This is a genomic window from Sulfurovum sp. bin170, assembly GCF_010892395.1.
Lineage (GTDB): Bacteria > Campylobacterota > Campylobacteria > Campylobacterales > Sulfurovaceae > UBA1140.
The window spans coordinates 1-13774 of the sequence record NZ_JAACKB010000207.1; the positions used below are offsets into that span (position 1 = coordinate 1).

A 13774-nucleotide genomic window follows, 5' to 3' on the forward strand; every position below is an offset into this window, starting at 1 on the left:
TAAGACTTCTCTTTTCTCACAGAATTAATCCATAATATATTTATAATATAATAGATAAAGAGTGAGATAAAGAGTGAGTATGGAACCGTTCCAACATATAGAGGAAGCATAATGGTATCCCAATTATTGCTGAACCAATCTAGCGTAAGTTCTATATTATCTATCCCCTCTCTACCTAATAGAAAATTACCTGTTTGATACTCCATATAGTACATAAATGGCATTGTAATGGGGTTACTTAACCAGACCATAGAGATAGCAATAGGAACATTAAATCTAAAAAATGGGATAAAAAGTAAAACAGCCAACATCTGCATCGGCATAGGGATAAATCCTATAAGTAGACCTATAAAAATACCTCTTGATATAGATTTACGGTTTATAGATAGATACTCTCTAGGGATATTATACTTTTTAATAAATTGGTCTAATTTATTATTACTCTTTCTCTTTTTTAAAATCTTTCTAATCATTGATTCACCATGCTTTTTAAATATTGTAGTCATTGAAACTTTATAAGCTATTGAATCTTTTTTATAAAAGCAAAATATTTTCTAAATTTACACGATATTAAGCATTTTTCACTAAACTTATTACTTAGTTCTATATTTAGGAGTTTATAGTAGATGGAGTTTTGGCAACATATATATAGCAATTTTGACCCAGTAGCACTGGATATTTTTGGGTTTAAGCTACATTGGTATGGACTTATGTATATATCAGCATTGATGAGTGCATTGTATATAGCAGAGTGGATAATAAAAAAAGATAGTTTAAATATCTCTTATGAGGAGCTAAATGCTTATTTTATTTATGCTGAGATAGGAGTGATTTTGGGTGCGAGGATAGGATATTTTATATTTTATGACCCAAACTATATGCACTATCTCATTCATCCTTGGGAGATGTTTAACCCTTTTGATAATAGTGGTGAGTTTGTTGGAATTAGAGGTATGAGTTATCATGGAGCTATGATTGGTTTTGTATTGGGTTCATGGCTTTTTGTAAAAAAATATAAGGTCTCATTCCTCTTTTTGATGGATTTAGTAGCCATTAGTGTTCCTCTTGCCTATACGCTAGGCAGAATAGGAAACTTTTTAAACAAAGAGTTGATTGGACGAGAGACTGATCTGCCTATTGGAATATTCGTAGATGGTGTACTAAGACATCCTTCACAACTATATGAGGCATTTTTAGAAGGAGTTGTACTGTTTATAATTATATATGCCTATAGAAAATATAAAAGATTTAATGGTGAATTGATGGCAATATATCTCTTTGGCTATGGGGTCTTTAGATACATCATAGAGTATGTAAGAGAGCCTGATGTTCAGCTTGGATTTGTCTGTTGTGGATGGATGACGATGGGGCAGTTATTGTGTGTTCTGATGATGCTTTTTGGGGTTATTTTATATTTTATAGGGAGAAGGGCAACTCCAATAAATTAAGCTTTTGTTGAACCAAATAGTTCGGGTGTAAACACGCCGATTCCGAAAATGCAAATTGCATATAAGGAACCGATGGCTTCAGCCTCGCTAATTTATTGGCATTGGGGATAGGGTGTAAATTTATTTCTTTATCTCTGCTACAACAGTACCTCGAAACTCACCTTCTGCAAAGTCTACGGCTAAATCCTTAGGGTACTTTCGGTTAATCATCTCAGATATTTTAGATGGTATTTTTGAACTATCTCCATGACAAACAAGGCACTCCCCTTTTGTTGGTAGTGGTTTATAGACTCTATAGTGGTCACCTGCATCAACAGTAATAGCTTTAAAGTCACCTTTTCTAACAAGCTCTTTCATTGCAGTGGTATCGGTTGCATCAGGTTTATTCTTCTCATTTCTATACTTAAGTGCTGTTCTGCTTATCTTGGTATCAGTAGTTAGAGCATTATACTCACCTGCCGTATCTATAGACATACAGACTCCCATGCCTGTTGCTACACTATCCTTCATTGCACTATCAAGAGTTGGTTGAAGTGTTCCGACAAACGATTTTATATGGAATAGACCTTGCTCTTCAATTAGAGGTTTGTTGACAAACTTTACACCGTTTATAGTTGTGGTAGCAACTTTTTTGGTAGTAGCTTTTGGTTGGATTATTGACTCTTCTTTTAGTACATTTTTTTCGGCTACCTCTACTACTGGAGCCTCTTTTGTCTCTTGTGCTTTTGTAGTTGGTTGTGTTGTATTACAAGCAACAAAGATTAGTGGTGCAAGTAGTAGGGGGCTGTAGAATCTTTTGTTCATTCGTTTCTCCTAAATTGAAATTATTTAGAAGTATAACATATTAATATAAGATAACTATTTTGATAAAACCATAAGTTTGATTCTATTTTTAACTTTTACCCCAATTTTAATACGGTTGAGTTTTACTCTTTTGTTTGCTCTGTAAATTATCTTTCCATTTTTGACTTTTACTCTATTCCATCCATTGTTTGAGATAAAGATTTCTGCATCAGTGATACTTTTATCCTCTAGTGTTATCTCAACGGTTCTTACCATTTTATCTTTTGGATAGGTGAGTGGTTTATGAAATGTAACACCACAAAGCTCTTTGAAGTGCAGATATAACTTAAAGTCTTTGGAGTTACTGCCTACAACAGCTGAGCGGTCAATATCATACTCATCTGAACACTCACCATTGATTGCACCAAGATTTTGGTTGAAAACGGCTTGAAAGTTATATGGTGCTAAAACCTTTTCAACACGACTATCATACTCACCATAAGGGTATACAAATAGTCTAGGTTCATAATCTAAATGCTTTTTCATTAGAGATAAACCTTTGTCCATATCAGCTTTGATTTTCTCATCGCTCATCTGTCCAAAGTGACCATGTCCATAGCTATGAAATTCAATTGAACCATATTTAGCAATCTCTTTTAACTGTTTCCATGATACATAGTCTTTGTAGTTCTCTTCGGTATATTTTACAGCGATAAATAGGGTAAAAGGGTAACCATACTGCCTAAAGATAGGAAGACCATTGGTATAGAATGTTTTAAATCCATCATCAATAGTAAAAGCAACCCAGTTATCAGGAACTTTTTCATTAGCTTTTATCTTGTTTACAATATCAATAAGTGGAACAACTTTATAGTTATGCTCTTTTAGATAATCGAACTCTCTTTTTAACTCTTTTGTAGATATATTGGTTGTGGGGTATCGATTGTCATCAAAACGGTGATAGACAAAAATATGTCCATCAGCCAATAGAAGATAAGGCGACAAAAGTAGGAGGAGTAGGAGGAGAACTTTTGTCATAGTCTATTAATCCATCTGCTTTCTTAGAAAAGTAGGTGTATCCAGATAGTCATCGTTACTGTTGTTGTACCCACCAACAACTTTTGCAGAGTTTACACTGTTCAATAGAGTGCTTTGTACAGGTTTTTTTAGTTCAGGTCTGCCTATATGAACCTTTTGATTGTTATTGGATACCTCTTTTTGTACCTCTATGTCAGAAGGGTCATCAAAACCAGTTGCAATAATAGTAAGCTTAACCTCATCAATTGGAATATCCTCACTCGTAGTAGTACCAAAGATGATATTTGCATCCTCATCAGCATTCTCTTCTACAATATCCATCGCCTCTGAAATCTCAGTTAGTGGATAGTCAGGGTGGATATGGAAGTGTACCAATATACCCATAGCACCATCAATAGAGAGGTTATCAAGAAGCGGAGACTCAATAGCTGTTTTTGCTGCATCATACGCCGCACTGTTACCTTGGCTCTCACCAACACCCATGAGTGCTAGACCTCTATGGCTCATAACTGTCTTGACATCAGCAAAGTCAAGGTTAATATCATTTGACCCATGAGATAGAATTACATTTGAGATTCCACCTACAGCTTGTGCTAGTACATTATCAACCAGTCTAAAACTATCTCTCATACCAAGATTTTTTTCAACTATAGAGAGTAGTCTCTCATTTGGTACAACAATGATTGAGTCAGACTCTTTTTTAAGTTCGTCAAGACCCTCTTTTGCTAGTCTCTTTCTCTTTCTACCCTCAAATGCAAAAGGACTAGTAACAATAGATACAGTCAATGCACCAACCTCTTTTGCCGCTTGTGCAATAATAGGTGCGGCACCTGTACCTGTACCTCCACCAAGACCTGCAGAGATAAATACTAAATCCGCACCATTCAGCATGGTTTTGATACTATCATAACTCTCTTCTGCTGCCGCTCTACCTACATCTGGTTTCATTCCTGCACCCAGACCTTTGGTGATGTTCATCCCCAGCTGTATCTTATATGGTGCAAGTGAAGCATCAAGTGCTTGTGCATCTGTATTGGCTACAAGGAGGTCAATTCCCCCTATACCTTCGCTAATCATGTGGTTAATCATGTTTCCACCACCACCACCGACACCGATAGCTTTAATCTTGGCTCCATGAACTCCTGAGTGTGACTCAGTTATGTTGAACTCTTCCATTTTTTCCTCCTTACTCTTACTTTAAAATATTTTTTTTGCCCACTCTACAAAACTCTGTACAGGGTTATTGTTATCTTTAACTGGCTCTCTGCTTAGGTCAGCAAAAAGCTCACTTGCTTCTTTCTCTTCAAAAGATGGCTCTGAGACATGAATCTTTGGTTTTATACCAGTTATTGAAGCGATATCACTCAAAGAATCTTTGGGTATATACTCTTTGGAGTGTAACATCTGCTTGTTTCTTTCTAGCTCATACTCTGTATTATAACCTGCTTCATATAGCATCAGACCAACAGCCACAGAGTACTCTGCTGATAGTAGTTCATTAGAGATTTTATTGATGTATGGTGGACTACCTATACGGATAGGAATATTAGGCATTAGAGCTTGTGCAAGTTCTCTTGTACCCTCTATATGTGTCATTCCACCTGTTAGCATTATCCCTGCACCAATCTGATTTTTTAGACCAGAGTTAGCGATAGAGTTTGCTAAGATAGTTAGTGCCTCTTCCATACGACTATGAATAATACTATGAACAATATCCATTGAGACTGTATTTAGGTTATGTTCATCTCCTATGATAGGAAGTTCTATATTTTCGTTTGTACCTGTAGTCAACAGGCTACCTTTAGCAATTTTGAGCTTCTCTGCTGTATCAAAAGGGGTATGTAGTGCAATGGAGAGGTCATTTGTGATATGGTTCGAACCAACAGACAAAAAGTCATTGTACTGAATAGCATTTCCCACATGAATAACTAAGTTGCTAGTCTGTCCACCTAGGTCAATAACAGCAACACCTCTCTCTCTATCATCTTGGTTAATCACTGCCAATGATGAAGCATAACCACTTAGAACTACTTTTCCTATCTCAATATTAGCAGCATTTACTGCCTTTTTAAGGTTCTCAAGACTTGACTTTGCTGTCATGATTATATGTGTATCAACCTCCATACGACTTGCATTCATGCCATAAGGGTCCTCTATATAATCTTGCTCATCTATCTTGAACTTGTATGGTAATACATGCAAAATCTCAAACTCATTAGGTATATTTGCATTATATAATGCTGTCTGCATTACACGGTTTATTTCGTTAATAGAGATGTCATTATTGGGTATATTTACAACGCCTGTAGAGTTTATACTCTTTGTATATGCTGCGGATATAGATATTGTAGCCGTTGTGATATTTAGACCAGATACTCGTTTAGCATCATCTACAGCTCTTTTGATAGCTTTTGATGCCTGTTCAATATTGGTAATAGTTCCTTTTTTTATACCTTGAGATTTAGCGATACCATGACCACTAATCTCAACTTTACCATCTTCTTTTTTCCCAATAATTGCACATATTTTTGTAGAGCCGATATCAATGGCTAAGATGGGTGTACTCAAATTCAATCCTTGGTTTTATCATTTATAAAATTCTGTAGGATACTTCTTGTCTAATTTTTTCATTAAATTTGATTCGAATGACTGCATCTTCAGTTGGTCAGCAGTTTGATGCATAGCATCAGTATCATTTTCATCAAGTGAAATTAATTTCTGTTCAATAACTTTATAGACAACAACCTTTTCTCCTATAGATATAATACCCTTTTCTTGGTTAGAAGTAAATAGTTTAGAGCCAAAGTTTGAGCTTTCTTGTTCATTTAAACCAAGATTTTGTTCCCCAATGTTCTTAAGCGTTAGAAAACTAGAAATTTCACCCTTTTTATTATCAATATTGTCAAGTGTTATCTCCGCAAGTTTGGCTAAAGCTTCTCTTTCAATATCCTGCTTGTATTGTGGAGTTACTAGCTCTTTTGCCTCTTCAAATGTTTTTGTAATAGGCTCTTTTACCTCAACAATTTTAAGTGTTGCGTATCTATCACCTATGATTTTTGGCTTAAGTAGGTCACCAATATTTTTTGTTTGAATCTCTTCCCATATCTCTTTAGATAGTTTAAAATCTCCTATATTATAACTTATAGTTTCATCTTTTTCAATTTTACCTTTTTTAAAAGATATATACTGTTTGTTTGCAGATTTTTTTGATTTTTTGAGTTTAACATCTTTGGAGATTTTATCTTTTGCACTATCTAGTGTTAGAAGTTTACCATCATCGTCTCTATATCTGAAACTATTCTCTCTGAAGTGTGCTTCTATCTCCTCATCTGTAATATTTATATCTCTGCTCTTAGTCCATACAACATCAAATGAGTACTGTTTAGCTGTTTGAAACTGCTCTTTTCTCATCTCCCAGAAGCTTTTTAACTTAGTCTCATCAACTGTAACATTGAGATCAGCTTCTCCTAAAGTAATGTATTTTAGTTTGTCAGCAATCTGATATGCTGTAGAGAATGCTTTGTATTCATTCTCTAAACTTTCAAGATTTAGCATTGCAAATGTTTTTGTAATAATAAGATTATCTTTTAGACTAGACTCAAATGTTTTTGTATTGAATCCAGAGTTTTTAATAAAGTTATCATAGATACTTCTATTGAAAATCTCATCTTTTTGAAATGATGGAATAGATGATAACATTTCACCCACCTCTTTGTCTGAAACAACTATGCCAAACTCTTTTGCAAGGTTAAGTATTTTTGCCTGTGCTGCCATTGAGTTTAGTACCTGCTGTTGCAGATTCATTTTCTTAGCCTGTTCCTCATCGAACTTACCTTGAAACATCTGATTGTATCTTCCATATAGATTACTATACTCCATCTGAAATCTCTCTCTATATAGTTCAATTTCTCCCACTCTACCGATACTAGTGCTTTTCATCCCAAATGAGAAGCCCATTGTAGCCCCTGTAAAGATAAATGATATTGTCGCTATCCAGATAGTAACGATAAGAAATTTGTTGTTCTTTTGCATCCAACTAATCATGTTAATATTGCCTTAATATAAAAATTTCATAATTTTAGTCTACTTGTGATTAATTATTAATGAAATCATCATAATAATAGTAGTATATTGAGCCAAAAAACTAAGGGAAGAGTAGTGAATAGTAATAATAGTCGAATAGTAATAGAGGATTTGAAACATATCTGGCACCCATGCACACAGATGAAAGACCATGAGACTCTGCCACTAATACCTATCAAAAGAGGAAAAGGGGTCTATCTTTATGATTTTGAAGATAATAGATATATAGATGCCATAAGCTCATGGTGGGTCAATATCTTTGGACATGTCAATGAGCATATCTCCACAAGAGTTAAAGAGCAACTAGATACACTAGAGCATGTACTCCTAGCAGGTTTCACACACAAACCTGCTGTTGATTTGGCAGAGAAGCTTGTCAATCTCACCCCAAAAGGTCTGGATAAACTGTTTTTTGCTGATAATGGGTCAAGTGCTGTCGAAGTGGCTCTAAAGATGAGCTTTCATTACCATAGAAACAGAGGTAGTCACCGCCCTCTATTTCTCTCATTGACCAATAGTTATCATGGTGAGACTATAGGTGCTTTGAGTGTTGGTGATGTTGAACTCTACAAAGAGACTTATGCTCCTCTATTAATCTCCTGTATTCAAACTCCTGTGCCAAAAGACCAAACAGAGCAGAGTGCAAGAGAGGCTATTATAGAGCTTAAAAAAATATTGGAAGAGAGAGCCGATGAAATTTCAGCATTCATTATAGAACCACTGGTTCAAGGTGCGGGAAATATGCATATGTATCATCCTCTCTATATAAGAATGGCAAAAGATGTCTGTAGTAGATATGGTATTCACCTTATAGCCGATGAGATTATGACAGGTTTTGGAAGAACTGGCACAATGTTTGCATGTGAACAGGCTGGAGTTACTCCTGATTTTATGACCATCTCAAAAGGTCTGACAGGTGGTTATCTGCCACTTGCAGTTACCATGACCACACTTGATGTCTACAACGCTTTTTATTGTGATTACAGTGAGTTTAAAGCATTTCTACACTCACATAGTTATACAGGAAACCCTCTAGCATGTAGTGCTGCCTTAGCTACGATAGAGCTTTTTGAAGCCTCTGATGTATTGGGAGATAATAGAAAAAAATCAGCTTATATCTTGGAAAAGTTAGAGAAGTTCAAGAGCCTTCCAAATGTCAAAGAGATAAGACAGACAGGGATGATAGCTGCGGTTGAGTTACAAGGGTATAGACCAGAAGAACGAATCGGACTAAAAGTCTATCAGTATGGATTGGACAATGGAGTTCTGCTTCGTCCTCTTGCTCATATTGTATATTTTATGCCACCTTACATTATCTCTTATGAGGAGATAGACAAGATGATAGATACGGCTTATGAGGCTATTGTTTTGTTATAGTTTGATTTTGGTGGGGTATGATGGTTACAGCTTGATTTACCTCTATGGACACATAACAAAAAAGATTTTAGATTTTTAGATATTGAATTGGTGTAGGGTGTTTTCCCCGAAAACACCGTCAAAACCAAATTTTCATAGGACGATGTTGTGAGGCACAACACCCTACGAATAAAATTAGATGTAAAGGAAAAAATATGACAATTACACTAAAAATTGACAATCCTAATATAGAACAGCAGTTAATGGAGTCAAAAAAACTATCTTGACTCTCTCTAAAAATTAATTACTTAATAAAGAATTGCTTAGTTTATGTAATTTTTTTATATTAACATATTTTTAGTTTTTAAAAAAGTCTACTTAACTAAACTGATGCCAAAATGGAGTTCCCACAGTAGGAGTAGAAGGACTTGCCATATCCCTCTTCTGCATAACCCCTGCCTCATAGCTAAGTCGACCTGCATAGACAGCATGTTTAAATGCCTCACCCATTATCACAGGTTCTTGTGCCAAAGCAACCGCAGAGTTTAGCAACACACCATCAAATCCAAGTTCCATCGCCTCTACTGCGTCTGATGGTTTTCCTATTCCTGCATCTACTATTAGATTCAGATTGGGAAACTGTCTACGAATTACTTTTAGGTTATATGGGTTCATAAGCCCTCTACCTGAACCGATAGGTGACCCCCAAGGCATCAAAGTTGTACATCCAATATCTGCTAATCGTTGTGCCAATACCAAATCATCGGTCATATATGGCAAGACTCTAAATCCATCATCTATTAAAACTTTGGTAGCCTCTAGCAACGCAAAAGGGTCAGGTTGAAGATTATATTGATTGCCAATAACTTCTAGTTTTATCCAATCAGTCTCAAAGACCTCTCTAGCCATCATCGCAGTGGTAATCGCCTCTTTTGCAGTGTGACACCCTGCCGTATTTGGTAGTACCGTAACATCCAACTCTTTGATAATATCCCAAAATTGATTACCACATTGCGGTGCATTTGCTGATTGTCTTCGCAAAGCTACGGTGACAATCTCTGCTCCTGATGCTTTAATAGATTTTTCCATAATCTCTGGTGATGGGTAGAGAGCAGAGCCTATCATTAGCCGACTATCAAACTCTTTTCCCTCTATTTTCCATTTTTTCATATTATCCCCCTTGGACTGGTGAGAGGATGTCTAGTCTGTCACCATCTTTTATTATTGTCTCTTTATATTTTGTTTTTAGTACAAATGTCTCATTGAGTGCTACGGCTATACCTTTGCTGTAACTCATTTCTTCTAATAGTTCTTTTATTGATATATGCTCACCCTTAAACTCTTTTATCTCACCATTTACCGATATTATCATAATTTTAAATTCCTTCCTCCGTAGGTGTGACCATGTCACACGCCTAAACTAAATATTGCTTGATTGAATATTTGATATTTCCATTGTATTCAAACCGAGATTTGTCGTGTGACCATGTCACACCTACGGAAATGTTTCAGATTTTTCTAATCCCCTCATTCAAAGCCTTCTCTACAATCGCAGGAGCCAAAAGATACCCATGCCGATAGAGACCATTTATTCGTGTTAGACCCTTAGAGTTCTCAATCCGTGGCAAATTATCTCTAAATGCAGGACGGCAGTTGGTCTCAGTATTAACCACTCGTGCCTCACCAAAGTTAGGATGAACAGTAAATACAGCAGAGAGAAGTTCTAGCATAGAGCGAACAGATATATCCGAACTATCCTCACTCTCAATCTCACTAGCTCCGATAATATAGCGTTTTGACCCTGTTGTTTGAGCAATCTTACAATCTTTGCAATACTCTAGCTCAATCCCCTCACATCCATTCTCACGAGGAACAATATATATCTTGTATCTAGGGTGGAGTAGTCTTGTTGGACGAGTGATATGAATGTCATTTGATTCAAGCCAAATAACCTCACCTCTCACTCCACGCAAATCAGAAAAATATTCTTTTGCACCCAAACCACGAGCATCAAAGACCCAATCAAAAGACTCCTCTTTTCCATCAACAAAAACTTTTCCTGATTCAATCTTGTCTACAAGCGTATGCTCTCGCCAAGTCACCTTTGCCATCGAATCAAGATAGTTGGTAGAGAAAGCAATAAAGCGTTGAGAATCGACTTGCCCCTCATCTTTAAGATAAAATGCTTGGGTATGGTGACCCAATTCAGGCTCAATCATAGAGAGTTCTCTACTATTAAGCAACTCAATATCTTTTGCCTCATCTACTTTGTTGCGAAGAGAGGTGATAAAATGTTCAAGCTCTGGCATATCTTGTGGATGGGCGGTTATAATAGTTCCTTCTCTTTGCAATCCATCATAGACCCCTGCATCTCTCAAAAGAGGTTTCCAAAGCTCCATCGAGCGTTTTCCAAGGTCAAATATGACCGATTCTGCTGTCTCTAGCTCTGCAAAAGGGGCTAACATCCCAGCCGCTGTAAAACCTGCTGAGTGTACTCCCTCTCTTGTATCTTTCTCAAATAGTGTTAGGGTGTGTCCGTCTTTTAGTAGGTTTAGTGCGAGGACTCTCCCTACTAGTCCTGCTCCTACGATTGCTATGTTCATTTTTTCCCTTTTGTAGGGTGCGTTTGCTAACGCACCGTTTAAAATTTTGGATGTTTTTATATTATTGTCATGGTTTTGACGGTGCGTTAGCAAACGCACCCTACGCCTCTATATACACTTCACTTCCATGCTCTTTAAATACCTCTGACATCTCATCCATCCCTTTTTTCTTAGCTGTCTCCACATCTGTATCCAACTCATCAGCATAGTCACGAACCTCTTGCGAAATCTTCATAGAACAGAACTTTGGTCCACACATAGAGCAAAAATGTGCCACTTTGGCAGCCTCTGTTGGTAACTCCTCATCATGAAACTCTCTAGCTTTCTCAGGGTCAAGACCAATATTGAACTGGTCAATCCATCTAAACTCAAATCTAGCCAGACTCATCGCATCATCTCTAGCTCTCGCCCCTGGGTGACCTTTGGCAATATCAGCAGCGTGTGCAGCCAGTTTATAGGTGATAAGCCCCTCTCTAACATCCTCTCTATCAGGTAATCCAAGATGCTCTTTTGGTGTCACATAACAGAGCATCGCACAACCAAACCAACCAATCATAGCCGCCCCAATCCCAGATGTAATGTGGTCATACCCAGGGGCAATGTCGGTTGTCAAGGGTCCAAGTGTATAAAACGGTGCTTCATGACAAACTTCAAGTTGCTTGTCCATATTCTCTTTTATCATATGCATCGGAACATGTCCTGGTCCTTCGATAAGGGTCTGCACATCATGCTTCCATGCAATCTTAGTCAAGTTTCCAAGTTCTGTAAGCTCTGCAAACTGTGCCTCATCATTGGCATCTGCCACCGACCCAGGGCGAAGTCCATCACCTAGTGAGAATGTGATATCATACGCTTTCATAATCTCACAAATATCTTCAAAATGAGTGTTCAAAAAGTTCTCTTGATGGTGAGCAATCATCCATTTTGCCATAATAGCTCCACCTCTACTTACGATTCCTGTTACTCTATTGGCAGTCATTGGCACATGATGAAGAAGCAGTCCTGCGTGGATGGTAAAGTAATCAACCCCTTGCTCTGCTTGTTCAATAAGTGTATCTCTAAAAACTTCCCAAGTTAGGTCTTCGGCAACTCCATTTACCTTTTCAAGTGCTTGATAGATTGGTACAGTCCCAATAGGCACAGGAGAGTTTCGTAAAATCCAGTCACGAGTGGTGTGAATATTTTTACCAGTTGACAGATCCATAACCGTATCTCCACCCCAACGAGTTGACCATACCATCTTCTCAACCTCTTCTGCAATTGATGATGAGGTGGCAGAGTTACCGATATTTGCATTTACTTTTACCAAAAAGTTTCGACCAATAATCATAGGTTCTGCTTCTGGGTGATTAATATTGATAGGTAAAACGGCACGACCCTCAGCTATCTCTTTTCTTACAAATTCAGGAGTGATAACATCAGGAAGATTTGCACCCATATTGTCGCCTTTGAGCCTCGCTTCTCTCTCTGGATTTTGAAGATACTCCTCACTCATCGCATGGTTCTGATTCTCACGAATTGCTACAAATTCCATCTCTGGAGTGATGATTCCTTGTCTCGCGTAGTAGAGTTGGGTTACATTTTTACTTTTTCCATTTTCGTCTATCTTGGCTCGTAAAGGTGTTCGCACCAAACCTTTTGCCCCTGCGGTTACAAAATCAAGCTGTTCATCTGTAGAGTAGCCATTATCTTCAGGCTCCATAATTCGCCCTTGGTACTCCTCTGTATCACCTCTTGAATCAATCCAATCTTTACGAATAGCAGGAATCCCTTCCCCTACATCAATCTCAACAGAAGGGTCAGTATAGACTCCTGATGTATCATAGACACCAAGTTTTGTACCGTTACTCAATGCAATCTTTCTTATTGGAACACGAATATCTTTGTGGATTTCACCTTTGATATAAACCTTGGTCGAAGCAGGTAGAGGGTCTCTTGTTAGTAGTTCGTTTGATGTTGTTAGTGTATCTTTGTAGTTACTCATATATTCTCTTTCATTTAGATTTACAAAATTCATTTGGAATCGGAGGCTTTAACCCCGAAAGAGACGAAACTAAAGTTTTCGTTTCCTAGTTTTGCAAAAAAATTATTTTAAAATTACGAAAAGAGAGAGTTGTAGATAGAAGAGTAGAACCGTAGTTCTAAAGTCAAATACAATCTCTTCCTTACGCCGATATTAATCGGTTCAAGTTCAACGGACCAGCTTAGGCTGTCTCAGCTACTTTTTAACTTTATAGTTTTGGTAGCACCCCGAGAGATGAATATGGATTTATACATTATGTGAAATAAGATATTGCTGAATTTTATAAATTTTTAGGCTCACACCAACCTCAGAGGTCTCACAGAAAAAAACTAATAATTACTAGGCTCATACCAACCTCAGAGGTCTATCACCCCAACAACACCTGAAGCAAAGAATCAAGTAAATTTCTACCCCTTTTGCGAACATTATGAGTAAACTCA

12 protein-coding genes and 1 riboswitch are annotated in these 13774 nt (G+C 37.1%); of the genes, 2 read left to right on the forward strand and 10 right to left on the reverse strand.

The window, feature by feature from the left end; genetic code table 11:
- The coding region (locus tag GSY74_RS04865; RefSeq protein ID WP_164663979.1) for a DUF2062 domain-containing protein at positions 1–473 on the reverse strand (473 nt) is incomplete at its 3' end.
- 153 nt (positions 474–626) lie between these two features.
- On the opposite strand from GSY74_RS04865, the gene lgt reads away from it, so the two are divergent.
- Positions 627–1448, forward strand: coding sequence for a prolipoprotein diacylglyceryl transferase (lgt, locus tag GSY74_RS04870; protein ID WP_164663980.1), 822 nt, complete (start codon positions 627–629; stop codon positions 1446–1448).
- A gap of 120 nt (positions 1449–1568) precedes the next feature.
- Here the strand turns inward: lgt and GSY74_RS04875 are convergent, their stop codons facing one another.
- The 5 genes from GSY74_RS04875 to GSY74_RS04895 are packed head-to-tail and all read right to left on the reverse strand — an operon-like array spanning position 1569 to position 7313.
- A complete protein-coding gene (locus GSY74_RS04875; RefSeq protein ID WP_164663981.1) occupies positions 1569–2252 on the reverse strand; it encodes a DUF3365 domain-containing protein in 684 nt (227 codons plus the stop codon).
- A 54-nt stretch (positions 2253–2306) separates the two neighbouring features.
- Positions 2307–3269: a polysaccharide deacetylase family protein gene (locus GSY74_RS04880; RefSeq protein WP_164663982.1), complete on the reverse strand. Its 963-nt coding sequence runs from the start codon at positions 3267–3269 to the stop codon at positions 2307–2309.
- 6 nt (positions 3270–3275) lie between these two features.
- Positions 3276–4445 carry a cell division protein FtsZ gene (gene ftsZ / locus GSY74_RS04885; RefSeq protein WP_164663983.1) on the reverse strand — a complete coding sequence of 390 codons (1170 nt, stop codon included), beginning with the start codon at positions 4443–4445 and terminating at the stop codon, positions 3276–3278.
- Between the two features lie 21 nt (positions 4446–4466).
- The gene (gene ftsA, locus GSY74_RS04890; protein WP_164663984.1) at positions 4467–5837 is read right to left on the reverse strand and encodes a cell division protein FtsA; all 1371 of its coding nucleotides are present in this window, start codon (positions 5835–5837) and stop codon (positions 4467–4469) included.
- 18 nt (positions 5838–5855) lie between these two features.
- Positions 5856–7313, reverse strand: a complete 1458-nt coding sequence (locus GSY74_RS04895; protein WP_164663985.1) for a peptidylprolyl isomerase — start codon at positions 7311–7313, stop codon at positions 5856–5858.
- Between the two features lie 114 nt (positions 7314–7427).
- Between GSY74_RS04895 and GSY74_RS04900 the strand changes: the two genes are divergently transcribed.
- Positions 7428–8729: an adenosylmethionine--8-amino-7-oxononanoate transaminase gene (locus tag GSY74_RS04900; RefSeq protein ID WP_188108697.1), complete on the forward strand. Its 1302-nt coding sequence runs from the start codon at positions 7428–7430 to the stop codon at positions 8727–8729.
- A 357-nt stretch (positions 8730–9086) separates the two neighbouring features.
- Here GSY74_RS04900 and GSY74_RS04905 read toward each other — a convergent pair whose 3' ends face one another.
- The 4 genes from GSY74_RS04905 to thiC all read right to left on the reverse strand — a co-directional run bounded on the left by GSY74_RS04905 (position 9087) and on the right by thiC (position 13295).
- Positions 9087–9878 (reverse strand): thiazole synthase, encoded by a 792-nt coding sequence (locus GSY74_RS04905; RefSeq protein ID WP_164663986.1) that lies wholly within the window; start codon positions 9876–9878, stop codon positions 9087–9089.
- Between the two features lies 1 nt (position 9879).
- Positions 9880–10080 (reverse strand): sulfur carrier protein ThiS, encoded by a 201-nt coding sequence (gene thiS, locus GSY74_RS04910; protein WP_223157465.1) that lies wholly within the window; start codon positions 10078–10080, stop codon positions 9880–9882.
- A gap of 136 nt (positions 10081–10216) precedes the next feature.
- Complete coding sequence (locus tag GSY74_RS04915) at positions 10217–11311, reverse strand: FAD-dependent oxidoreductase (RefSeq protein WP_164663987.1); 1095 nt, start codon at positions 11309–11311, stop codon at positions 10217–10219.
- Positions 11312–11411: 100 nt separating this feature from the next.
- Complete coding sequence (gene thiC, locus GSY74_RS04920; protein ID WP_188108698.1) at positions 11412–13295, reverse strand: phosphomethylpyrimidine synthase ThiC; 1884 nt, start codon at positions 13293–13295, stop codon at positions 11412–11414.
- 161 nt (positions 13296–13456) lie between these two features.
- Positions 13457–13574, reverse strand: a riboswitch (TPP riboswitch).
- Between the last annotated feature and the right edge of the window lie 200 nt (positions 13575–13774).